The organism is Actinomadura napierensis (assembly GCF_039529375.1).
In the GTDB taxonomy this organism is placed as follows: Bacteria; Actinomycetota; Actinomycetes; order Streptosporangiales; family Streptosporangiaceae; genus Spirillospora; species Spirillospora napierensis.
Genome location: NZ_BAAAMR010000033.1, coordinates 45,230 through 67,794, shown reverse-complemented (window position 1 = coordinate 67,794; position 22,565 = coordinate 45,230). Strand labels below are relative to the sequence as shown.

The 22,565-nt window shown below is 73.2% G+C and carries 23 protein-coding genes; 6 read left to right on the top strand and 17 right to left on the bottom strand.

All coding sequences use genetic code 11. The annotated features are described in order from the left end of the window. The first annotated feature begins 52 nt into the window (after positions 1-52). Complete coding sequence (locus tag ABD296_RS20010; RefSeq protein WP_344268967.1) at positions 53-451, top strand: winged helix-turn-helix transcriptional regulator; 399 nt, start codon at positions 53-55, stop codon at positions 449-451. Here the strand turns inward: ABD296_RS20010 and ABD296_RS20005 are convergent. Genes ABD296_RS20005 through ABD296_RS19985 form a run of 5 tightly spaced genes read right to left on the bottom strand, consistent with a single transcriptional unit; the run spans position 448 to position 6,195 of the window. Continuing rightward, positions 448-1,311 (bottom strand): ATP-binding cassette domain-containing protein, encoded by an 864-nt coding sequence (locus ABD296_RS20005; protein ID WP_344268965.1) that lies wholly within the window; start codon positions 1,309-1,311, stop codon positions 448-450. The two genes, ABD296_RS20010 and ABD296_RS20005, sit on opposite strands and share 4 nt — an antisense overlap. Then, entirely contained in the window at positions 1,308-3,110 is a 1,803-nt protein-coding gene (locus ABD296_RS20000) for a dipeptide/oligopeptide/nickel ABC transporter permease/ATP-binding protein (RefSeq protein WP_344268963.1), read from the bottom strand. The genes ABD296_RS20005 and ABD296_RS20000 overlap by 4 nt, the downstream gene beginning before the upstream one ends. After that, the gene (locus tag ABD296_RS19995) at positions 3,107-4,048 is read right to left on the bottom strand and encodes an ABC transporter permease (RefSeq protein WP_344268961.1); all 942 of its coding nucleotides are present in this window, start codon (positions 4,046-4,048) and stop codon (positions 3,107-3,109) included. The genes ABD296_RS20000 and ABD296_RS19995 overlap by 4 nt, the downstream gene beginning before the upstream one ends. Continuing rightward, the gene (locus ABD296_RS19990) at positions 4,042-4,638 is read right to left on the bottom strand and encodes a TetR/AcrR family transcriptional regulator (RefSeq protein WP_344268959.1); all 597 of its coding nucleotides are present in this window, start codon (positions 4,636-4,638) and stop codon (positions 4,042-4,044) included. Before ABD296_RS19990 ends, ABD296_RS19995 begins: the two co-directional genes overlap by 7 nt. A gap of 30 nt (positions 4,639-4,668) precedes the next feature. Then, on the bottom strand, positions 4,669-6,195 hold the full coding sequence (locus tag ABD296_RS19985) for an ABC transporter substrate-binding protein (RefSeq protein WP_344268956.1): 1,527 nt from the start codon (positions 6,193-6,195) through the stop codon (positions 4,669-4,671). Between the two features lie 519 nt (positions 6,196-6,714). On the opposite strand from ABD296_RS19985, the gene ABD296_RS19980 reads away from it, so the two are divergent. After that, on the top strand, positions 6,715-7,650 hold the full coding sequence (locus ABD296_RS19980; protein WP_344268954.1) for a phosphatase PAP2 family protein: 936 nt from the start codon (positions 6,715-6,717) through the stop codon (positions 7,648-7,650). A 45-nt stretch (positions 7,651-7,695) separates the two neighbouring features. Here the strand turns inward: ABD296_RS19980 and ABD296_RS19975 are convergent, their stop codons facing one another. Further along, positions 7,696-8,535, bottom strand: a complete 840-nt coding sequence (locus tag ABD296_RS19975) for a helix-turn-helix transcriptional regulator (protein WP_344268951.1) — start codon at positions 8,533-8,535, stop codon at positions 7,696-7,698. 102 nt (positions 8,536-8,637) lie between these two features. On the opposite strand from ABD296_RS19975, the gene ABD296_RS19970 reads away from it, so the two are divergent. Then, positions 8,638-9,345, top strand: a complete 708-nt coding sequence (locus tag ABD296_RS19970; RefSeq protein WP_344268948.1) for an SDR family NAD(P)-dependent oxidoreductase — start codon at positions 8,638-8,640, stop codon at positions 9,343-9,345. A 21-nt stretch (positions 9,346-9,366) separates the two neighbouring features. Here the strand turns inward: ABD296_RS19970 and ABD296_RS19965 are convergent, their stop codons facing one another. The 4 genes from ABD296_RS19965 to panB all read right to left on the bottom strand — a co-directional run bounded on the left by ABD296_RS19965 (position 9,367) and on the right by panB (position 12,671). Then, positions 9,367-10,008 (bottom strand): SDR family NAD(P)-dependent oxidoreductase, encoded by a 642-nt coding sequence (locus ABD296_RS19965; protein WP_344268945.1) that lies wholly within the window; start codon positions 10,006-10,008, stop codon positions 9,367-9,369. A gap of 58 nt (positions 10,009-10,066) precedes the next feature. Next, on the bottom strand, positions 10,067-10,837 hold the full coding sequence (locus ABD296_RS19960) for a TVP38/TMEM64 family protein (protein WP_344268942.1): 771 nt from the start codon (positions 10,835-10,837) through the stop codon (positions 10,067-10,069). A gap of 88 nt (positions 10,838-10,925) precedes the next feature. Then, entirely contained in the window at positions 10,926-11,726 is an 801-nt protein-coding gene (locus ABD296_RS19955; RefSeq protein WP_344268939.1) for an SAM-dependent methyltransferase, read from the bottom strand. A gap of 84 nt (positions 11,727-11,810) precedes the next feature. Then, positions 11,811-12,671 carry a 3-methyl-2-oxobutanoate hydroxymethyltransferase gene (gene panB / locus ABD296_RS19950; protein WP_344268937.1) on the bottom strand — a complete coding sequence of 287 codons (861 nt, stop codon included), beginning with the start codon at positions 12,669-12,671 and terminating at the stop codon, positions 11,811-11,813. Positions 12,672-12,891: 220 nt separating this feature from the next. Between panB and ABD296_RS19945 the strand changes: the two genes are divergently transcribed. Together ABD296_RS19945 and ABD296_RS19940 are read left to right on the top strand one after the other, a co-directional pair. Beyond that, complete coding sequence (locus ABD296_RS19945; protein WP_344268935.1) at positions 12,892-13,752, top strand: alpha/beta fold hydrolase; 861 nt, start codon at positions 12,892-12,894, stop codon at positions 13,750-13,752. An 87-nt stretch (positions 13,753-13,839) separates the two neighbouring features. Next, positions 13,840-15,675, top strand: coding sequence for a serine/threonine-protein kinase (locus ABD296_RS19940; protein WP_344268932.1), 1,836 nt, complete (start codon positions 13,840-13,842; stop codon positions 15,673-15,675). 18 nt (positions 15,676-15,693) lie between these two features. On the opposite strand, the gene ABD296_RS19935 is transcribed toward ABD296_RS19940, so the two are convergent. After that, complete coding sequence (locus tag ABD296_RS19935) at positions 15,694-16,488, bottom strand: FHA domain-containing protein (RefSeq protein ID WP_344268929.1); 795 nt, start codon at positions 16,486-16,488, stop codon at positions 15,694-15,696. Between the two features lie 170 nt (positions 16,489-16,658). On the opposite strand from ABD296_RS19935, the gene ABD296_RS19930 reads away from it, so the two are divergent. Then, a complete protein-coding gene (locus tag ABD296_RS19930; protein ID WP_344268927.1) occupies positions 16,659-17,084 on the top strand; it encodes a ChaB family protein in 426 nt (141 codons plus the stop codon). 58 nt (positions 17,085-17,142) lie between these two features. Here ABD296_RS19930 and argG read toward each other — a convergent pair whose 3' ends face one another. From argG to ABD296_RS19900, 6 genes are all read right to left on the bottom strand, one after another. Then, positions 17,143-18,594 (bottom strand): argininosuccinate synthase, encoded by a 1,452-nt coding sequence (gene argG, locus ABD296_RS19925; RefSeq protein WP_344268924.1) that lies wholly within the window; start codon positions 18,592-18,594, stop codon positions 17,143-17,145. A gap of 124 nt (positions 18,595-18,718) precedes the next feature. Further along, on the bottom strand, positions 18,719-19,948 hold the full coding sequence (locus ABD296_RS19920) for a styrene monooxygenase/indole monooxygenase family protein (protein ID WP_344268921.1): 1,230 nt from the start codon (positions 19,946-19,948) through the stop codon (positions 18,719-18,721). A 49-nt stretch (positions 19,949-19,997) separates the two neighbouring features. Next, complete coding sequence (locus ABD296_RS19915) at positions 19,998-20,645, bottom strand: GTP-binding protein (protein ID WP_344268918.1); 648 nt, start codon at positions 20,643-20,645, stop codon at positions 19,998-20,000. Beyond that, entirely contained in the window at positions 20,623-20,964 is a 342-nt protein-coding gene (locus ABD296_RS19910; RefSeq protein WP_344268914.1) for a DUF742 domain-containing protein, read from the bottom strand. Before ABD296_RS19910 ends, ABD296_RS19915 begins: the two co-directional genes overlap by 23 nt. Before the next feature lie 55 nt (positions 20,965-21,019). Then, positions 21,020-21,460: a roadblock/LC7 domain-containing protein gene (locus ABD296_RS19905; RefSeq protein WP_344268911.1), complete on the bottom strand. Its 441-nt coding sequence runs from the start codon at positions 21,458-21,460 to the stop codon at positions 21,020-21,022. Continuing rightward, positions 21,457-22,527: a sensor histidine kinase gene (locus tag ABD296_RS19900; RefSeq protein WP_344268908.1), complete on the bottom strand. Its 1,071-nt coding sequence runs from the start codon at positions 22,525-22,527 to the stop codon at positions 21,457-21,459. Before ABD296_RS19900 ends, ABD296_RS19905 begins: the two co-directional genes overlap by 4 nt. Positions 22,528-22,565 lie beyond the last annotated feature (38 nt).

The following is a 22,565-nucleotide window of genomic DNA, read 5'->3' as shown; positions in this document are numbered from 1 at the left end:
CTGGATATAGTAGGTACCTAGGAGAAAGTGACTATCCCGGAGGGGCATCCGCATGGGCGAGACGACATGGAAGCCGGCCACCGCATCGGCCGACCCCGAGCAGGCCTGCCCGATCGCCCCGGTGGTCGACATCGTCTTCAGCCGGTGGACCACCCCGATCCTGTGGACCCTCAACGAGCACGGCCGGCAGCGCTTCGTCGAACTGCAGCGGCGGATCACCACGATCACCCCGAAGGTGCTGACCCAGCGCCTGCGGCAGCTCGAGCGCGACGGCCTGGTCGTGCGCACGTACCACCCCGAGGTCCCGCCCCGGGTCGAGTACGAGATCAGCGACCTCGGCCGCAGCCTCGCCCCGCTGTTCGCCCACCTCGCCGAATGGGCCGCCGCCAACCTCGGCACGGTCGAGCGGGCCCGGCACGACTACGACCACGCCTCGGCCCCGCGGAGCTAACGCTCCGGCGACGCCTCCGCGCGGCGCTCGCGGCGGCGGCGTTGCTCGGCCACGTCGGCGACCGGGGCCGAGAGGAGGAGCGTGCGCGTGTAGGGGTGTTCGGGGGCGGTGGTGACCTGGGCGGACTCGCCCGTCTCCACGATCAGGCCGTGGTGGATGACGGCGACGCGGTGGCTCATGGCGCGCACGACGGACAGGTCGTGCGAGATGAACAGGTAGGCGACGGCGGTGTCGTCCTGGATCTCCAGCAGCAGGTCGAGGATGGTGCGCTGGGTGGTGAGGTCCAGCGCGGAGACGGGCTCGTCGCAGACGATCAGCCGGGGCCGGAGCGCGAGCGCGCGGGCGATGGCGATCCGCTGGCGCTGGCCGCCGGAGAACTCGCGCGGGAGGCGGTCGGCTGCGTCGGCGGGCAGGTGGACGCGGTCCAGCAGCGCGGCGATGCGGGCGCGGGTGCCGCGGGCGTCGCCGCCCTGGGCGATGAGGGGTTCGGCGAGGGTGTCACCGATGGTCAGCGACGGGTTCAGGGACGTGTAGGGGTCCTGGAAGATCACCTGGAGGTCGCGGCTGAGGGCGCGCCGGCGGGCGGCGGACGCGGTGTCGATGCGCTCGCCGCCGAAGGTGATCGTGCCGGACGCGACGGGGACCAGGCCGAGGATCGCCCGGCCGATCGTGGTCTTCCCGGACCCGGACTCGCCGACGAGCCCGAGCGTCTCGGCGGGCCGGACGTCCAGGTCGATGCCCTTCAGCACCTCGGTGCGGGCGCGGCGCCGCTTGCCGGGGAAGGACACGCGGACGTCGCGCAGCGACAGCAGCGCCTCGCCGTTCGGGGATGCGGTGCCGTTCGGGGATGCGGTGTTCACGCGGTCTCGCTCCTCGCTTCGGCGGGCCGCCAGGGCGCGCGCGGGGGCGCGTCGTCCAGGACGGCGTCCAGCAGCCGGCGGGTGTAGGGGTCCTTCGGGTCGCGCAGGACCCGGTCGGTGGCGCCGGTCTCCACGATCCGCCCCGCGTTCATCACCGCGACGCGGTCGCACAGGTCGGCGACGACGCCGAGGTTGTGGGTGACGAGCAGGACGCCGAGGCCGCGTTCGGCTTGGAGGCGGCGCAGCAGGTCGAGGATCTCGGCCTGGACGCGGACGTCCAGCGCGGTGGTGGGCTCGTCGGCGATGAGCAGCTCCGGGTCGCAGGACATCGCCCCGGCGATGAGGACCCGCTGCGCCATGCCGCCGGAGATCTGGTGCGGGTAGCGGCGCAGCACCTGCTCGGGGTCGGGGATGTCGACCATGCGGAGCAGCTCCAGGGCGCGCTCGGCGGCCTGCTTGCGGGACAGGCCCATGACGTGCCGCATCAGCTCGGTGAGCTGGCTGCCGATGGTGAACGCCGGGTCGAGGTTGCTCATCGGCTCCTGCGGCACGTACGCGACGGTCGTGCCGCGCAGCGCGCGGTGCCGCCGCTCGGACAGCCCGGCCACTTCCTGGCCCGCGACGATGACGCTGCCGCGGCTGACGCGCCCGCCGTCCGGCAGGATCCCGAGCACCGAGAACGCGGTCTGCGTCTTCCCGGAGCCCGACTCGCCGACCAGCCCGACGATCTCGCCCGGACGCACGTCCAGGTCGATGCCGTGGACGACCTCGGCCTCGGTGCCGTCGGGACGGGCATAGGCGACGGCCAGCCCGCGGATCGACAGCAGTTCGGCCCGTTCGCCGCTCGCGGTTTCAGCAACGGGCGCGGCGGCGGCGCGGCGCCGGCGGGGACGCGCCGGGGTCCCGGCTCGGTCCTCCAGGGCGTCCCGCAGGGCGGTGGCCAGCAGGACGAGCGCGCCACTGGTCACGCCGAGCGCCAGCCCCGGCCACAGCATCAGGATCGGGGCGCGCTGGATGTTCTGGAACGCCTCGTTGAGCATCGCGCCCCAGGTCGCGGTGGAGCCGCTGCCCACGCCGAGGAACTCCAGGCCGGCCTGCAGGCCGATGGCGAGCCCGGCGACCAGGGCGACCTGGATGATGACGGGCCCGCGCACCACGGTCAGGACGTGCCGGACGACGATCCGGGTGTCCGACAGCCCGGACACCCGCGCCGCGTCCACGTACGCCTCGCCCCGCACGTCCGCGACGATCCCGCGCACCATGCGGAAGAACTGCGGGGCGACGAGGAACCCGAGCACGATCATCAGGACCCACGGGTTGGAGCCGAGGATCGCGCGGGACGCCAGCAGCACCACCATGGCGGGCAGCGCCATCACCAGGTTGGCGACCCAGGTGGCGGCCGAGTCGAACTTGCCCGCGTAGTAGCCGGCGAACAGCCCGGACGGCACGCCCAGCAGCAGCGCGATGGCCACGCTGAGGACGGCGCCGCCGAGCGTATTGCGCCCGCCGTACAGGACGCGGGACAGGATGTCGCGGCCCGCCGAGTCCATCCCGAGCGGGTGCGCGCCGCTGGCCCCCGCGAACGCGTCGCCGAGCGAGGCGGTCTGCGGGCCCTGCGGGGCGAGCAGCGGCGCCAGCGCCACGGCCAGCACCAGCAGCGCCAGCAGGACGAGGGACACGGCGCCGAGCGGGTTGGTCAGCAGCCGGCGCAGGGCGCCCCGCCGCCGGACCGCGACGCCCCCGCCCGTGTCCCCGCCCGTGCCCCCGCCCGCGGCCCCGACCTCGACAATCCCGCTCATGAGAGTCTCGCCTTCGGGTTCAGCCAGCCGATCAGGACGTCGGTCACCAGGTTGATCAGGACGACCCCGATGACCGTGAGCATGACCAGCGCCATGACCACCGGGATGTCGCCGCGCGCGGTGTAGGAGACGGTCATGCTGCCGATGCCGGGCAGCCCGAAGATCTGCTCGACCAGCACGGCGCCGCCGAGCAGCCCGATGAACTGCAGGCCGAGCAGCACCAGCGCGGGCGCGGAGGCGTTGCGCAGCACGTGCTTGAACACGATCCGCGGTGCCGACAGCCCGCGGGCGCGCAGCGTCCGGATGTAGTCCTGGCGCAGGACGTCGATGACCGCGCCCCGCACCTGCTGCGACACGCCCGCGACCGACGCGACCGACAGCGACGCCACCGGCAGCGTGATCGTGGACAGCCAGCCGCCCGGCGACTCGTCGATGGGCGTGTAGCCGATCGCGGGGAACCAGTCGAGCTTCACCGCGAAGACGAGCACCAGGACCAGCGTCACCAGGAAGCCCGGCAGCGCGTACCCGGCGACGCCCAGCACCTGCACGAACCGGTCGGCGACGCCGCGCCGCACCCCGGCCCACACGCCCAGCAGGAACGACACGACGGCCGTCACCAGCGTGACGCCGAGCATCAGGCTGATGGTCACCGGCAGCCGGTTGGCGATCGTCTGCGTCACGTCCTCGCTGGTGAACCAGGACGTGCCCAGATCGCCGCGGACGGCGTGCGACAGCCAGTCGGCGTACTGCACCAGCACCGGCCGGTCGAGCCCCAGCGAGGCGTTCTTGGCCTCGACCGCCGACTGCTCCGCGCCCTGCCCGAGCAGCTGGCGCCCGACGTCGTTGTCGGGGATCGACAGCAGCAGGTAGGACAGCAGGGAGATGACGAGCAGGAGCACCGCTCCCGACACGAGTCTCCGCGCCACGAACCTCAGCATCGGCCTCTTCCTTCCGCGGGGGCGCCGGCGGTGCCCAGCAGCCGCATCACGTCCCCGATCGGCTGCTCCATGTCCATGGAGCGATCGACCAGCCACTGCATCTGGATGCCGTCGGCGACCGCGACGAACAGCGCCGCGAGCCGGTCGGGCGGGACGTCCGAGCGCATCCGGCCCTCGTCCATGCGGCCGCGCAGGAACGCGGCGACCTGGTCGCGGATCACCGGGTAGCGCTCCGCGAAGTGGGCGTGGGCCGGATGCCGGGGGTCGCCGGCCGCCGCCGCCATGGACACGAACAGCTCCACAAGCCCGGGCGTGGCCGTCCCCTCCCGGACGATCCGCCGGTAGGTCTCCGGGGTGTGGTCCGGGTGCCGCAGGCGGGCCGTCTCGTCCCGCATCCGCAGCACCTGCGTGAGGAGGTCCTCCTTGGACTCGAAGTAGTGCATCAGGCCGGGCAGGCTGAGGCCGCACCGGTCCGCGACCTTGCGCAGGGAGGTGCCCCGGTAGCCCTCCGCCGCGAACACCTCCAGCGCGGCCATGAGGATCTCCTTGCGCTTGGCCTGGCCCTTCCCGTACGGCCCCCGTTTCGCCATGTCAGCGCCGGTGGACGGACGCCGCGCCCGTCACGAGGCCGGCGAGTAGTCGTAGATCGACGGCACGGCCATCCCGGACTGCGTCACCGCCTTGACGCCGCTCCCCGACACCAGCAGGTACTGCATCCGGTAGAAGGGGGCGAACCAGGCCTCGTCGACCAGGTGCTTGTTGAGCTCGCGCAGCGCGGTGCCCGCCGTGTTGCCGTCGCCCGTCTGCGCCTGCCCCAGCAGCTTCTGGACCGCCGGGTCGGTCGTGCCGAACATGTTGAACGTGCCGGGCGTCACCAGGTCCTGGACGGTCAGCCAGTCGACCGACGACTGCCCGATGCTCATGACCATGGCCGAGTAGGCGCGGTCGCGGTAGACCTTCTGCACGGCGCCGGCGGCGTCCATCTGGTCCCAGGAGACCTTGATCCCGACGGCGCCGAGGTCGCTCTGGATCGAGGAGGTCAGGGCGTCGCTCATCGACGGCACACGCGGCAGCTTCAGCGTGAACCCGCCCCCGTATCCGGCGCCGGCGAGCAGCTGCTTGGCCTTGGCGGGGTCGTGCGGGTAGGCGGCGTCGAGGGTCTTGTCGTAGGCCTTGGTCTCCGGGCCGAACACCTGGTCGGTGATCTCGCCGCGGCCCTGCCGGATCTTGTCCAGCATCGTCCTGCGGTCCAGCGCGTAGTTGATCGCCTGCCGCACCTCGGGCTTCTTCAGCGCCGGGGTGCGGGCGCCGCCCCGGTCGAACAGCAGCAGCCCCTGGAAGTCGAAGGTGAACGGCGTCCTGGTCAGCCTGCCGTCGGAGGAGACGGCCTGCTGCTGGCCGGCGTCCTGGAGCACGGCGCTGTCGATCTGCCCGGTCTTCAGCCCGTTGACGACGGCCGTCTCGTTGTCGAACACGCTGATCATCAGCGTGCCGAACTTCGCCTTGTCGCCCCAGTAGTCCTTCTTGGCGTCGAAGACGTACTTGGTCCCGACCGCGGTCTTGGACTTGTCCAGGACGTAGGGGCCGGTGCCGACCGGGGCCGTCTTCAGGCTGCCGTCCTTGAGCTTGGCGGGGCTCGCCATGAGGCCCACCGCGTCGCTGAGGTAGAACTCCAGCCCGGGGTCGGGCTGGGAGAGCTCCAGCACCACGTGCGCGGGGTCGACGACCTTGACGTCCTTGATCGTCTTCGCGTACTTGGCGCCGCCCCCGCCGCCGTTCTTGAAGTGGTCGATGTTGGCCTTGACCGCCGCCGCGTCGAAGGCGGTCCCGTCGCTGAACTTCACGCCGCTGCGCAGGGTCATCGACAGGTTGGTCTTGGACGCGTCGTAGGACCACTGGGTGGCGAGCATCGGCTTGTAGGAGCCGTCCGCGTCCCGCTTGATCAGCGTGTCGTAGACGGCCTGGAAGTAGGGCAGCGCGCTGCCGATCGCGTCGGCCGGGTCCAGACTCTGGGCGCTGGTCAGCGTGGCGACGTCCAGTTCGGACGCGTCGCCGCTCGCCGAGCCGCCGCCTCCGCAGCCGGTCAGCACCAGCGCGGCCGCGGCGCAGGCCGCCGAGGCCGCGATCCGGGGGGAGTACCTCTTCATGATCTCTCCGTCTGGAGGGCCGGGACCGGCGTCACCGGCGGGACTGTCCGCGGACGGCGCCGCGCGGGGAGCGGCGGCGCCCGCCGCTGAACGAAAACCGTAATCTGATCGGTTTCTGTACGTCAATGCTTACGGGCGATAAAACCGATCGTTATACGGTTTTGACCGGCGGACGGCGGCCCGGATCGACGGGAAGCGCCTTCCGCACCCTATTTGACCTGGCTTTCAGCACGTCGTGACCGTGTCTCGCCCGTCCGGTGACCGGCCGGGGGAAGGCCGTAACGCGGGCCGGCGGCGGGCGATGATCGGACCCCGGTGTGCCACGAGGGGCGGAAGGCATGTACGGTCGGCCGTTGAGCGGCTCGCGCAGGGTCCCGCCGGGCCGTCCGTGGGAAAGAGGGCTGAGCCGTCCGCGCGCTACTCCTGCGCCCCGAGGGGCGACGCACCGGCCGTGACACCGGCGTCCGCCGGCCGCGCCGCAAGCGGCCGTGGCTGATCGGCGAGCTGGCGATCGTCTTCGTGCTGCTCGAGGTCTACGGCTACGTCCGGTCGCTGGCCGACACCCGGTACGGGCCGGCGCTCGCCCATGGCCGGGACGTGCTGAGCATAGAGGACCACCTCGGGCTGGACGTCGAACTCCACGTTAACCGATGGTTGACCCGGCATCACGATCTGTCAGAGGTGGCCGTCTGGATCTACCAGCACATGCACACGGGCTTCACCATGGGCGTCCTGCTGCTGTGCTACCTCGCCGGGCCCGGCGTCTACCGGCCCGCGCGCAACTCCCTGGTCCTGATGAACCTCGTCGGGCTGGTGGTGTTCTTCCTCCTGCCGGTGATGCCGCCGCGGCTGCTGCCGGACGAGGGGTTCGTCGATTCGGTGGCCATGGCCGGCTTCGGCACCGTCCACAGCCCCGGCGGGGTGAAGGCCGACCAGTTCGCCGCCATGCCGTCCCTGCACATGGGCTGGGCCGTCTGGGTGGCGGCCGTGATCATGGCGCTGCTGTGGCGGTACCGCGCGCGCTGGCTCGCGGTGCTGCACCCGATCGTCACCGCGATCGTCGTCGTGGTGACCGCCAACCACTACGTGCTGGACGTCGTGGCCGGGGTCGTGGTGGCCATGGGCACCCTCCTGGGGACCGGCCTCGCCTGGGCCGGCAACGGGACGGTCTACGCGGGCGGCCAGCTGATCCGGCGTAAGCGGCCCTCCCCCGCGCCCGACACGGGCACCGCGCCCGACACCGACGCCGGCATGGACGGGAGCCCGGACGCGGCGGACGGCGAGGCCCCCGCCGAGCCGGAGCATGCGGGGAGCTCGGCGAAGAGTTCCGCGAACGGCTCGGCGAACGGCTCGGCGAAGAGTTCCGCCGCCGGGTCCGCGACGACCGCCATGACCAGCCTGGAACGGCCGTCCGGCGGCATCGCCAGGGCCGACCCGGACCAGGCCGCCGGCTAGCCCTTCCCGCCCTCCGGAGGCCCGCTCGGCGCCGTCCGGGGGTGGTCAGCCGACGAGGGACTGGGTGCCGAGGACGCTGAGGAGCGCGAGGCGCTCGGCGTCCGGGGTGCCGGGCTCCGCCGTGTAGATCATGATGCGCAGGTCGCTGCCGGTCACGTTCAGCACGTCGCAGTCGAGGGTGAGCGTGCCCACCTGCGGATGGTCGATGGTCTTGCGGGACGTGTCGTGCCGGCCGACGGTGCCGGAGTCCCACAGCTCGGCGAACGGCTCGCTCGTCGCGTGCAGCTCCGCGATCAGCCGTTGCAGCCCCCGGTCGGCGTGGTAGCGGCCGGCGGTCGCGCGCAGGTCGCCGACCAGCGCCGCCAGGAACGCGCGCCGCTCCTCCGGCGTGGACTGGACGCGGTTCTCCGGCCCGACGAAGTTGCGCCACACGCCGTTGCGCTCGAACCCCCGCCACCCGGACGTGTCGCCCATCAGCGCCGTGTACATGGGGTTGGCCAGCAGCAGCGTCCAGGCCGCGTCGTAGACCGCGACGGGCGTGCCGGCCAGCCGGTCCAGCAGCCGCTGGACGCTCGGGGTGATGTACGCGGGCACCGCGTCCGGGCCCGGCGGCACCAGCCCGGCGAGGTGGAACATGTGCTCGCGCTCGTCCGGCGACAGCCGCAGGGCCCGTGCCAGCGCCTCGACGACCTGCGGCGACGGGTTGGACGCGCGGCCCTGCTCCAGGCGCGTCACGTAGTCGACGGAGATCCCGGCCAGCTGCGCCAGCTCCTCCCGGCGCAGCCCGGCCGTGCGGCGGTGCCCGCCGGCGGGCAGCCCGGCCGCCTCGGGCGCGACGCGGTCGCGCCAGCGGTGCAGCGTCCTGCCGAACTTCCCGGGTGCCATGCCCCCAGTCTGCCCGCCCGGACCGCGTGGCTGCCTGGTACCGCCGTTCCCAGGAAGAGGGGACGACTGGCTGACCGCGCCGCCGCGCCGCAACCTGGAGACATGACGACGACACTGATCACCGGAGCGAACAAGGGCCTGGGCCACGAGACCGCGCGGCGGCTCATCGCGGCGGGCCACACCGTCTACATCGGCAGCCGGGACGCCGAGCGGGGCCGCCGCGCCGCCGACGAGCTGGGCGCGCGGCTGGTCGTCCTCGACGTGACCGACGACGCGTCCGTCGAGGCCGCCGCGGAGACCATCGAGGCCGACGGCGGGCTCGACGTGCTGGTCAACAACGCCGGGATCGAGGCCCGGCTGCCCGACAACGGCGTGCCCGGCGCCGCCGAGGTCACGGCCGACCTGATGCGGACGTCCTTCGAGACGAACGTGTTCGGGGTGGTGCGCGTCACGCACGCGTTCCTGCCGCTGCTGCGGAAGTCGCAGGCCCCGGTCATCGTGAACGTGTCCAGCGGGCTCGCCTCGCTGGCGACGGTCAGCGACCCGGGCACGCCCGCGTACGCCTACCCGGGCGTCGCGTACCCGGCGTCCAAGGCCGCGGTCAACATGATCACGGTGCAGTTCGCGAAGGCGTTCCCGGAGATGCGGATCAACGCGGTCGAGCCCGGGTTCACCGCCACGGACCTGAACGGGCGCACCGGCACGCAGACCGTCGAGGAGGGCGTCGAGGTCATCGTCCGGATGGCGCGGGTCGAGCCGGACGGCCCCACCGGCGGCTACTTCGACGCCGAGGGCCGCCTCCCCTGGTGACGGCCGCCTAGCCGGGTGCGCCTAGCCGGGGGTGTGGACGATCTCCCGCTGCCACTCGCCGCGCGGCTGGACGTGCAGGCGCCAGTAGTGCTCGGCGATGCGGTCGGGGTCGAAGAAGGTCCCCGCGGCGACGGGACCGTCCACGGTCACGCTCGCCGCGTGGACGCCGGACGGCCCGTACTCCTGGTCGAGCAGGGTCACCAGCGTCCGCACCCCGGCCTTGCCGAGCGAGAGGCCGACGTACTCGGGCTTCGGCTCCGGCATGCCGCCGGTGATGATGAACGTGCCGCTCCCGCGCCGCGCCATGTCCGGCGCGACGCGGGCGGCGGCCGTCAGCGCCCCGCCGACGTTGACCGCCCAGGCGTCCAGCTGCTCGCGGGCGGACAGCTCTCCGATCCGGTCGGGCCGGACGAGCGCCGCGTTGTAGATCACGGCGTCCGGGACGCCGAACTCGGCCGCCGCCTCGTCGAGGGCGCCGCGCAGCGCCGTCTCGTCGGCGGCGTCGGCGGCCAGCCGGACGACGGGCGCCGTGGCGTCCTCGATCTCGGCGAGCTTCCCCGCGTTCCGTCCGATGAGGGCGATCGGCATCCCCTCGCGGGCGAACCGCCGCGCGACCGCCCGGCCGATCCCCGGCCCCGCCCCGATGACCACTGCACCCGGCATCTCGTCTCCCTTCGACGGCCACGACGCTAGAGGTTGACACCGGTGTGAAGGTCAAGCGCTAGTCGTCGACCTCGGCCAGGGCGCGCACGCCGGCCGCCTCGGCGCGCTCGGCGCGCGACCGGACGTACCGCGACAGCCACCAGCTGAACCCGCTGAGCAGGACCAGCCCGACCGGCGCTATCCAGACCATGGGGGAACCGGGCTCGCGCAGCGCCTTGCCGAGCCCGGTGTAGACGAGGGTGCCGGGGAGGATCCCGACGAAGGTGCCCGCGATGTAGGGCCCGAACCGGACGCCCGCCACGCCGGCGCCGTAGTTCACCACGCCGAACGGGAACAGCCCGACCATCCGCAGCACCAGGATCGACTCGAACGCGCGGCGCGACAGGTAGGCGTCCAGCCGCGCCAGCCGCCCGGACCCGGCGTACCGGGCCACCGCGGGACGTCCCAGCGCCCTGGCCAGCACGAACGCGAGCGCGGCGCCCGCGGTGGCCCCGACCAGCACCGAACCCACGCCCACCGCGACGCCGAACAACGCACCGGCGGAGGCGTTCAGCACCGAGCCCGGCACCAGCGCGGTCACCGCCAGCGCGTAGCAGAGCGCGAAGACGATCGGGCCCCACCAGCCGAGCGAGTCGACCCACGCGCTGACGTCGCCCCACACCGCGCCGCCCGCCACCGCCACCAGGACCCCGACGCCGAGCAGCGCCGCACCGAGGACCAGCAGCTTCACGAGAGCCCCGCGGGTGAAGGCGGGGCCCCCGCTCGGCTCCGGTTCCTGCGCTGCCTCGCCCGCGCCCGGCACGGGCGCGGCGGCGGGTTGGCGGCTCATGTGTCTCCTGACAGTGGGTTCCGGTGTCCAGTTCACGCTACGAGGCGAACCTGGGAAAAGCACCACCGCCCACCCCCGTACGCGCCGGTCAGGCCTCCTTGCGGGCGACGGCGGTCCAGCCGGCGCCGGTGACGTACTCGCCGCCGACGGGCCGCCATTCGTGCAGCGGCACCACTCCGGGCTCCAGGATCGTCAGGCCGTCCAGCAGCCCGGCCACCTCCTCGCGCGTCCGGGCGACCAGAGCGGCGTTCGCCGACTGCGAACGGTAGGTCTCCCCCACGTTCACGTTGCGCCGCTCCTCCACCGCCGCGTGCGAAAGGACCACGTGGCTGCCGGCCGGCAACGCATCGGTGAAACGCCGGACGATCCCCGCCGGATTCCCCTCGTCGGGGAAGAAGTGCAGGACGGCGACGAACAGCACGCACACCGGCCGGCTGAAGTCGATCAGCCGCCGCACCTGCTCGTCCTCCAGCACCATGCCGGGCTCCCGCAGGTCGGCCTGGACGACGGCGGTCCGGTCGTCGGCGTCGAGCAGCGCCCGCGCGTGCGCGGCCACCAGCGGGTCGTTGTCGACGTACGCGACCCGCGCGCCGGGCCGCACCGCGCGGGCGACCTCGTGCACGTTGCCCTGCGTCGGCAGCCCGGTGCCGAGGTCGAGGAACTGGTCGATGCCGGTCCCGGCGACGAACCGGACCGCCCGCTGCAGGAAGGCCCGGTTCGCCCGCGCGACGCCCTCGACCGTCGGCAGCGCCTGCCTGACCTGCTCGGCGGCGGCGCGGTCGCACGCGTAGTTGTCCTTGCCGCCGAGGAAGTAGTCGTACATGCGGGCCACGCTCGGCGTGGTCGTGTCCACCACGTCCGGCGGCGGCGCCGTCCCGGAGCCGTCCATCGCGAACCCCTTTCCAGCCGAATCAACGGCGATCACCGCCATTGTCCGACATCTCCCCCCAAAGCGGGAACGCGCGGCGGGCCGTCAGTGGTAGGCGTGCTCCGCCGACGGGAAGGCGCCGTTCACGACCTCCTCCGCGAAGGTGCGCGCGGCCTCGTCCAGCGTGCCGCGGATGCCCGCGTAGTCCTTGACGAAGCGCGGCACCCGGCCGGGGGTGAGGCCCATCGCGTCCGTCCAGACGAGGACCTGCGCGTCGCAGTTCGGGCCCGCGCCGATCCCGACCGTCGGGATGCCCAGCACGCCGGTGACCTCGGTGGCCAGCTCCTCCGGCACCGCTTCGAGGACGACCGCGAACGCGCCCGCGTCCTGCACGGCACGGGCGTCCCGTACCAGCTGCCGCGCCGCCGTCTCGCCGCGGCCCTGCACCCGGTAGCCGCCGAACGCGTTCACCGACTGCGGCGTCAGCCCGAGGTGGCCCATGACGGGGATACCGGCCGACACCATCAGGTCGATCTGGCGGGCACTGCGCTCCCCGCCCTCCAGCTTCACCGCGCCGACCCCGGCCTCCTTGACCAGCCGGGTCGCGCTGCGCAGCGCCTGCGCCGGGCCCTCCTGGTAGCTGCCGAACGGCAGGTCGCCGATGACCAGCGCCCGCTCCGTCCCGCGGACCACGGCGGACGCCAGGACGAGGATCTCCTCCAGCGTCACCGGGACGGTCGAGTCGTACCCCAGGTGGCAGGCGCCCATCGTGTCGCCGACCAGCAGCACGGGAATGCCCGCCTGGTCGAAGACGGACGCGGTCATCGCGTCGTAGGCGGTGAGCATCGGCCATTTCTCGCCGTTCTCCTTGGCGGCGGCGATGTCCCGCACGGTGACCCGGCGGGAGAGCTCACCCCCGTAAAGGGACGGCCTGGTCTGCGAGCGGGCATGCGAAATACGCGTCATGGCGACGGCTCCCGTTGCTCATCTCGAAGCGCCCTGACGGCGTCTCCGGACTCCCGCCCATCCTGACACGCCCACCCCAACCGGTCGAGACCCGCAATGCGGCCATGCCGGCGGCGGCGCGGCGTCCGCGGTACCCGGGGATTCTGGCCGGGGCGGGCGAGATTCTGGGGCAGCGATGGGTGTCTCAGGCGGGGACGCGCTCGCGGCAGGGAGTCGCCTCATGGCCGTGTTCGAAAGCCCCACCACGGTCGCCGACACGTCTCGCGGGCCGGTGGAGTACCGGTTGGAGCGGCGTGGGCCGTCCACTGTCCTGGTCCTGCATGGGGGGCACATGCGCGCGGGACTGCGGCTGGGCGAGGAGGTGTTCGCCGACGCCGGGTACTCGGTGCTGGCGCCCTCGCGGCCCGGCTACGGCCGCACCCCGCTGGGCACCGGGACGTCGCCTGCCGGGTTCGCCGACGCGGTCGCCGACCTCTGCGCCGGCCTCGGCATCGGGCGGCTGGCCGCGGTGGTGGGCCAGTCGGCGGGCGGACCGACCGCGGTGATGCTCGCCTCCAGGCATCCCGACCTGGTGGAACGCCTCGTCCTGCAGAGCGCCGTCGGTTTCCTGCCGTGGCCGGACCGCCGCACCCGGACGGGCGGGCGCCTGGTGTTCGCGCCGCGCGCCGAACGCGTCATCTGGGCGCTCGTCCACGCCCTGGTGCGCCGTGCCCCGCAGACGGCGCTGCGGCTGCTGCTGCGCGACCTGACCACCGGGCCCGTCGACCCTGTCGTCTCCGGGCTGTCCGCCGAGCAGCGTGCCCTGCTGCTGGGGCTGTTCGCCCGGATGCGTTCGGGCTCCGGTTTCGCGGCCGACCTGAGGTGCCTGGCCCGCGGTGGCCGGCCGCCGCCCGTCGCGCAGCCGGCGCTGATCGTCGCCGCGGCCGCTGACGGCGCCGTGCCGTTCGCCCACGCCGAGGCCCTGGCCTCCGCGTTGCCGAACGCCAGGCTGATCGCGAGCGGCGCCCCGAGCCATTTCGTCTGGTTCGGCGACGACCATCCCGCCATCGCCGCCACCATCGCCGGGTTCCTCGCGTCGTGATCTCGTACCGGAGAAACGGTATGTGACCGGCAGGTCACGCCCTAGGTTGTTCTTTGCGCGGCTTTCGGTCTTGCGAGAGGAAGCACGGTGCGGTTGGGAGCGAGGATCGCCGGACGGTACCGGCTCGTCCATGGGCCCGCGCGCGGCGGGACGAGCGAGGTCTGGCTCGCCGAGGACACCGAACTCCACCGGCAGGTGGTGCTGAAGCGGGCGCTGACGGACGGGCGCACCGCCGCGTTCGGCCGGGTCCGGGCCGAGGCGCGGGCGCTGGCGGCGTTCAACCATCCGAACGTGGTCACGCTGTACGACGTGGTCCCGGTGCGCAAGCGCGGCCGCGTGACGCCCTGGCTGGTGATGGAGTACGTGCCGGGCGGCAGCCTGGCGAAGTGGCGGCCGGTCGAGCCGCCGGTCGCGGCCCGCATCGGCGCGCAGATCGCCGGGGCGCTGGAGGCGCTGCACGCCGCGGGGATCGTGCACTGCGACGTCAAGCCGGGCAACATCGTCGTCACCGAGGACAGGACCGCGAAGCTGGCCGACTTCGGCGCCGCGTTCCGCACCGAGGGGGCGGCGATGCGCCCGGGCGGCGTCGCCCACACCCCCGCCTACGCCGCGCCCGAGGTTCCACTCGGCCGACCCGAGCCCGCGTCGGACGTGTACTCCCTCGGCGCCACCTTGCACGCGTTGATCAGCGGGGCACCGCCGCGGCGAGGTGCGGGCCTCGCCGCCGAGACCGCGCCGCTGCACGACCTGCTGGCCTCGATGCTCCAGGACGATCCGGCGGCCCGGCCAACGCCTGAGGACGTGCGGCGGCGACTCGACGAGGCCGCGGGCACGGCGCGCGTGGAACTGCCGGACTACGCGGCCCCGACGCTCGGCGCCCCGGACACGGCGCCGGACGAGGCGCGCGCCGACCGCTCCCTGGTCCGGGGAACCCTGAACTTCGTCAGCGCCCACCGCGGGCTCAGCGCACTCGGCGCACTCGTCCTGGCCGCCGCCGTCGTGCTCGCGCTCGTGCTGGCGCCGTCGCCGGGCAAGGACCGGCCGGCCGCCTCGTCCACGACCCCCGCCGCCCGCATCGGCGACCAGCGGAGCACCGACCCCTGCGCGCTGACCGCGCCCGCCGCGCTCGGCCGGTTCGGCGAACCCCGGCTCGACGCGCACTACGGCAACTTCAACCGGTGCGACGTGCTGGTGTCGCGCGGCGGCCACGAGGACTACGTCGACGTGGAGGTGGAGATCGACACGGCATCGGCCCCCGAGGCGACCGGGCCGGTGACGTACGTGCAGGGCGTCGGCATCGTCCAGGAGCCCGCCGAACACGACTCCTGCGCCCGCACGCTGCTGCTGCCCGCCCCCGACCAGGGCACCAGCGTCTACATCACCGCCGGGCAGGACGGCGGGACGGCGCCGCTGTGCGCCGTCGCCGACACCGCCGCCGCGAGCGCCGCCGCCGTCCTGCACCGCGGCCCGATCGCCCGGCGGTCGCCGCCGCTGCCCGCGAACTCGCTGGCGCAGCGCGACGCCTGCCTGATGCTGGACGCCCGCGCCCTCGACGCCGTCCCGGGCATCGACGCAGAAGACCCCGACGTCGGCTTCGGCCGGTGGCGGTGCGAATGGCACAGCACCACCCGGGACGTCCAGGTCAAGCTGCGGTTCGACCAGGGCGGACCGCTCGACGCGCGGGACGGCCGCCCCACCCGGCTGAACGGCCACCCCGCGTTCGTCCAGCCGGACGGCGACGGCGGCGAGGAGCGGTCGTGCCTGGTGCTGATCGTCCACCGGACCTACCCCGGCCCGCACGGCGACGACATCGCCGAGGTGGTGCACCTGGTGGTCCAGGGGCAGCTGACGATGCGGCGGCTCTGCTCGATGGGGACGGACCTCGCCGGCACGGCCGCCGGCGCCCTGCCGCACGACGCCTGACCCGTCCGGCGACCCCGTTCACCGGGTCGGCCCGTCCAGGAGCTCCAGGTCGTCGACGGTCAGGGCGGTGCCGAGCAGCAGCGCGGTGATCAGGTTGTGGTTGATCGTGTTGCCGAGCGGCGGCGGCACGTCCCGCTCCAGGATCCCGTCGACCGCCGGGCTGAGCTGCTTACGGACCTTCTCCACGACGCGGGCGGCGCGCTTGGCGCTCCAGCGCTCGCGCGGCCGCAGCCGGCGCAGCTCGTCGGCCGCCTGCTCCCACGTCAGCGGCTGCGGCCAGGGCTCCTGCCGCAGGTAGCGCTGCCCGAGGCAGGCCAGCACCAGCCGCTCCACCTCGTCCAGCTCGAACAGGTCGGGGTCGTGCGTCGGATCCTCGTACCGGCCCCGCCCCTCACCCGGCCCGGCCGCGATCCGCACTTCCATCAGGTGCTCCTGCCGCGGCGCGACGATGAACAGCGCCGTGTACGACGGCGGCAGTTCGGTGCGGTGCCCGCCGAGCAGCAGCGGCGCCCCGCTCATCCGGATCGCGAGCCGCCCGGAGTTGTACAGCACCCATCGCGAGTGCTCGCGGGCGATGCGGCCGTGCCGGCGGCTCACGTGGGTGTCGGAGCCGCCGACGCAGACGTGGACGTCCGGCTCGCAGCGGCCGAACACCACCTCGAACCCGGCGTCGGGCGCGACGCGCATCCCGCCCTCCGGGCCCATGACGAACAGCGTGCCGGGCTGCGCCGGCGGGATCCCCGCGGCGAGGCTCCCGGTCTCCCTGGGGAGGATCTGCACCCTGCTCGCCGGGTTCTGCGCCGTCAGCGTCATGTCCCCTGTCCTTTCCGCGCGTTACGGAGGCCACGCTAACCGCGCGGTCACGGGAGGGGTCCCGGCTCCGGCCGATGACGTCCCCGGAGACCGTCCGGCACATGTGGATGTTCGCTCTGGGTGGGTACGCCGTGCGCAAGGACGCGAAACGCGTACGGAGGAGCAGCACGATGCCGAAGACCACCAGCAAGGGCAAGGCCAAGAAGGAGGAGCTGCCCGACACCGTCAAGCGCTCGGACGCCAAGGCGCAGCGCACCTTCGCCAAGGCCCACGACTCGGCCGCGGAGGAGTACGGGGAGGGCCAGCGGGCGCACCGCGTCGCCTACTCCGCGCTCAAGCACACCCACGAGAAGGTCGGGGACCACTGGGAGCCGAAGGCGAAGGGCGCCAAGGGACCGTCGGACAAGCAGGCCGAGGGCGGCGTCGGCACCTCGCGGAAGACCGCGGGCGGTGTGGACGCCAACGCGTCCAAGAAGCACCTCTACGACGTCGCCAAGCGGCTGGACGTCTCGGGCCGCTCCACCATGAGCAAGAAGGAACTCGTCAAGGCCATCGAGAAGGCCAACAACCGCAAGACCGCCAAGGCGAGGTCCTGACACGCACGCGCGAAGCCCGTCCGGCGTGAACCGGACGGGCTTCGCGCATCCGTCGGTATCAGTCGGTGCCCGCCTCCATGGCGGCGGCGTCGAGGAGTTCCTCGCCGGTGGTCGTCTCGCCGCGGGACGCGATCGCCTGCGCGCCGCCGGCGTCCATCGCGCCGATCAGCCCGGTCGAGGCGGCCTGCGCGGCGCCGATCAGCGCGGGGTGCGCGGCGTCCCCGACCATGCCGAGCCCCGCGTACTGCTCGAGGCGGGCGCGGGAGTCGGCGATGTCGAGGTTCCGCATGGTGAGCTGGCCGATGCGGTCGACGGGCCCGAACGCGGAGTCCTCGGTGCGCTCCATGGACAGCTTGTCCGGGTGGTAGCTGAACGACGGGCCGGACGTGTCGAGGATCGAGTAGTCCTCGCCGCGCCGCAGCCGCAGCGTCACCTCGCCGGTGACGGCGGTGCCGACCCAGCGCTGGAGCGACTCGCGGAGCATCAGCGCCTGCGGGTCGAGCCAGCGGCCCTCGTACATCAGCCGGCCGAGGCGGCGGCCCTCGCTCTGGTAGGTGGCGAGGGTGTCCTCGTTGTGGATGGCGTTGACGAGCCGCTCGTAGGCGGCGTGCAGCAGCGCCATGCCGGGCGCCTCGTAGATGCCGCGGCTCTTGGCCTCGATGACCCGGTTCTCGATCTGGTCGGACATGCCCATGCCGTGCCGTCCGCCGATGGCGTTGGCCTCCAGCACCAGGTCGACGGCGGAGGCGAACTCCTTGCCGTTGATCGTCACCGGGCGGCCCTGCGCGAAGCCGATCGTCACGTCCTCGGCGAGGATCTCCACCTCGGGGTCCCAGAACCGGACGCCCATGATCGGGTCGACGATCTCGATGCCGGCGTCGAGGTGCTCCAGGGCCTTGGCCTCGTGGGTGGCGCCCCAGATGTTGGCGTCGGTGGAGTAGGCCTTCTCGGTGCTGTCGCGGTAGGGCAGCCCGCGCTCCTGCAGCCACTGCGACATCTCCGTCCGGCCGCCGAGCTCGCCCACGAAGTCGGCGTCCAGCCACGGCTTGTAGATCCGCAGGGACGGGTTGGCGAGCAGGCCGTAGCGGTAGAACCGCTCGATGTCGTTGCCCTTGTAGGTGGAGCCGTCGCCCCAGATCTGGACGTCGTCCTCGAGCATCGCGCGGACCAGCAGGGTGCCGGTGACGGCGCGGCCGAGCGGGGTGGTGTTGAAGTAGGCGCGGCCGGCGGAGCGGATGTGGAACGCTCCGCACGCCAGCGCCGCGAGCCCCTCCTCCACCAGGGCCTCCCGGCAGTCGACCAGCCGGGCGACCTCCGCGCCGTAGGCGGTGGCGCGGCCCGGCACCGAGGCGATGTCGGGCTCGTCGTACTGGCCGATGTCGGCGGTGTAGGTGCAGGGCACCGCGCCCTTCTCGCGCATCCACGCGACCGCTACCGAGGTGTCGAGGCCGCCGGAGAAGGCGATCCCGACGCGCTGGCCGACAGGCAGAGAGGTGAGCACCTTGGACATGAGTAGAAGTATGCACCCCATTGCATGACCATGCAACACCCGGGATGGTGTTCCAGCGCACAGCGGCACGGAGAAGGCCGCCCGCCCCGCAGGACGGACGGCCCGGATCAGGCGGAAGGGGAGGTCAGGCGGTGACGGTCGCCAGGTACTCCTCGGTCTTGGCCGGGTCGAGCAGCCAGTTCGAGAAGTCGCCCGGGTTGGCGTAGCCGTAGGCGAACCGGTACGCGACCGCCTCGTTCTGCGCCGCGATCGCCAGCACCTTCTGGACGTGCTCGGGCAGCGGCCCCAGCATCATGTTGGTGTAGGCGGTCGGGTGCTTGGCGTACTCCCAGTACGCGTCGAACGTCCGCTGCATCCACTCGGCGTCGAACGGCCGCTCACCGTGGCGCAGGATCTCCTGGAAGTAGATCTCGGCGCAGCGCGTGGCGTTGTTGGAGCCCTGCCCCGTCACCGGGTCGTTGGCGACCACCACGTCGCCCATGCCGAGGACCAGCGAGGTCGCCGACAGCCGCCCCACGGGATGCCGGACGACCGGCGCGTACCCCCCGTACAGGGTGCAGCGCGCGTCGGTGGGCTGGGCGTCGACGGTGCGCTCGTACTCCCACGGCGCGTACTGCCGCATCATGTCGAGCGTGCGCGCGAGGTGCCCGGCCGGGCCTGGACGGTCGTCCCAGACGTCGAACGGACCGCCCGGCACCGCCTCCCAGAGCAGGATGTCGCAGGCCCCGGTGTTGGTGTAGCCCGGCATGAAGAACAGCTCCCCGACGCCGGGCGTCGCGGTGATCCGCACATGCGGCTCGGGGTGGTCGGGCCACGCCGTCATCCCGTGCACGTAGATGCACGACAGCTTCCGTTGCGGACGGTCATAGGGCGAACGGCTGGCGTCGCGGTCGAACAGCTCCACCAGCTCGCCCTTGCCCGCCGCGATGAGCGTCAGGTCGTACAGCGCGCTGAGCCCTTCCAGGTCGGACGTCATCACGCTGTGGTAGATGACGTTGCCGCCGCGCTCCTCGAACAACTCCAGCCAGCCGGACATCTTGACCCGCTGGTCGACGGACTGCGCGTAGCGGTCCCAGCGGCCCAGCGTCTGGAACGCGCGGGTGCCCGGGGGCGCCGCCACCGTGACCCGCTGCGCAACGATCTCCGGAGCCCGGTCCTCCCACAGGTTCAGCCCGCGGTCGCGCTCGATCTGCAACTGCGGCCAGAAGATGCACTGCGTCGACATGATCCGCCCGTTCCGGATCTCGTCCGGCGTCCGCGCCGACATGACCGTGACCTCGTAGCCCGCCGACTGGAGGCTGAGGGCCAGCTGCAGGCCGGCCTGCCCCGCTCCGACGATCAGGATCCTTCGCAAAGCTTCCTCCTTGTGCGGGGCGGTCGACGGCCCCGTCAGGGGGCCGGGTTCACCGGGCCGCCAAGGTCCCGCGGCCCGAGGTCGTGTCGAGCGTGTGGCCGAGCGTCGTCGTCAGCGTCCGCACGACCGAGCGCCGGTCGCGGGCGTCGCACGCGACGATCGGGACGTCCGCGTCCAGCCGCAGCGCCTCCGCGACCTGCTCCAGCCGATGGGTCTGCTGCCCGTCGAACAGGTTCACCGCCACGATGAACGGCACGTCGGAGTCGTTCTCGAAGTAGTTGACGGCCGCGAACGACACGTCCAGCCGGCGCGTGTCCACCAGGACCAGCGCGCCGCTCGCGCCGCGGCACAGGTCGTCCCACATCGGCCAGAACCGCGGCTGGCCCGGCGTGCCGAACAGGTACAGCACCAGGTCGGAGGCCAGGGTGACGCGGCCGAAGTCCATCGCGACGGTCGTGGTCGTCTTGCCGCCGGAGTCCGAGAGCGGGTCGACCGTCCTGGCCGCCTGCGTCATCCACGCCTCGGTGTTCACCGCCGGGATCTCCGAGATGGCCTCCACCAGCGTCGTCTTGCCGACGCCGAACCCGCCCGCGACGACGATCTTGACCGAGGTGCGGGGCGCGGCCGGCCGCCCGCCGGGGGCGCCGCGCCAGGGTTCCGGCCCCGGCCCCTGGTCAGGCGAGCTCGCGTAGACCATCGATCACTCTCTCCAGGACGTGCGGGTCGTACGGCGAGGCGCCCTCCGCGGCGATCACGATCCGGTCGCCGGCGGCCAGGTCGGCGAGCAGGACGCGGGTGACCCCGAGCGACACCCCGCAGTGGGCGGACAGTTCGGCGACCGACTCGCTCGCGGCGTGCGCCCGCTCGTACAACTTCCTGGCCTCCGGCAGCAGCCGCTCGGCGAACGCCGCGTCGTAGCCGGCGCCGGACACCACGGTGTGCACGAACAGGTGCCGCCGGCCCCGGGTCCGCCCGCCGGTCAGCACGTACGGCCGCACCCACGGGTTGGCCGTCATGGTCCACCTCCCGGCAGGCCCGGCGCCGCCGCGGCGGCGGTCACGGCGGCGGTGCTCACGGCATCGCCTGCTCGGACATGCGACGCAGGTCGTCGCGCATCTGCGGGGTGAGGACGTGCCCCGCCCCGTGCACGAACTTCGTCATCTCGTGGGCGACCGCGCCGAGGTTCGCGCCCTCCCCGACCAGCACCACCAGCCCGGCGAGCTGCCCGATGCCCATGAACAGCAGGTGGCCGGACCCGAACTTCAGCATGACCTGGTCGCAGCCGCCGGCGCCGACGTGCTTGGCGATGTTGTTGCCCAGGCTGATCATCCCGCTGGTCAGCGCGGCCATCGGGTCGACGAACTCCGACGGCATCGGGGCCGACTCGACGAGCGCCAGCCCGTCCGACGACACGATCAGCGCGAACGTCACGCCGGGGGTGGACGTGGCGAACTGCCGGAGCAGCCAGCCGAAGTCCTGGGGGCCGGTCGGCCCCGTGGAGGCGATGCTCACTGCCGTCCTTCCTCGCGGTCGTGCACATCGGTCCCGCCCGTCGCGCCGGTTCCGCCGGCCCCCGCGGCGGGGTCGCGGGTGGGCAGGCGGGTTCCCGCCGTGAAGGCGTCCAGGTCGGCCGCGAACGACGACCCGGACCCGGAATCGTCCGCGGACGGCGCGTCCGCCGGCTCGGGCGCGGCGGGCGGCACGGGCGAGGCGACAGGGCGCAGGCTCGTCCGCTCCCGGCGCGGCAGGCCGCCGAGATCGGGTTCGGTCCGGGGCTCCCGGACGGGCGCCGCCGCCGTCCTGGCGGGGGCCGCGGGCGCGGCCGGACGCTCCGCCCGGTGCGCCATGGCGAGGTGCGCCATCCCCGGGACCCCCTCGGCGACCCCGGCGGCGCGCGGCTCGCCCGCCGGGATCTCGCAGAGCAGGGACGGCGGGATCGTCACCATGGCGACCGTCCCGCCCGTCCGCCCCGCGAGACGCACGCCGATCCCGTGCCTACGGGCCAGCCGGTGCACCACGGGGAAGCCCGTCTGCCGGGACGTCTCCTCCGTCATCGGCGGCACCGGCCCGGCCAGCGCCGCGTTGAGGCCGTCCAGCTGCGCGGGGGTCATGCCGATGCCCGCGTCCTCGATGCGGAGCATCACGGCGCCGTTGTCGAGCAGGTGCGCGCTCACGGTCACCCGCGCCGGCGAGTACCGGGTCGCGTTGTCCAGCAGCGCCGCGACCAGGGACGCCAGATCCTCCGCCGCGTACGCCGGGACCGCGAGCTCCACCACGCGCAGGATCGACACGTGCCGGTACTGCTCGATGGACGACTCGGCCATCCGGACGACGTCGAGCAGCGACGTGTCGGCCCCGGACGCCTCCTCGCCGTCCCGGCCGGCGAGCACCCGCAGATCGCGCGCGGCCCGCCGCATTCGCGTCACTCCATGGTCGATCTCGTAGAGGGCTTCGAGCCGGTCCGGGTCCTCCTCCTGCCGCTCCAGCAGGTCCATCGCCGGGCGCATCTTCTCCGCCAGGACGAGGAACTGCAGGCAGAAGCGTTCGCACAGCTCCGGCCACACGTCCGCGTCGCTCACCCGGCCCGGCCCGGCCGCTCCCGGAACCGGCGCCTGCT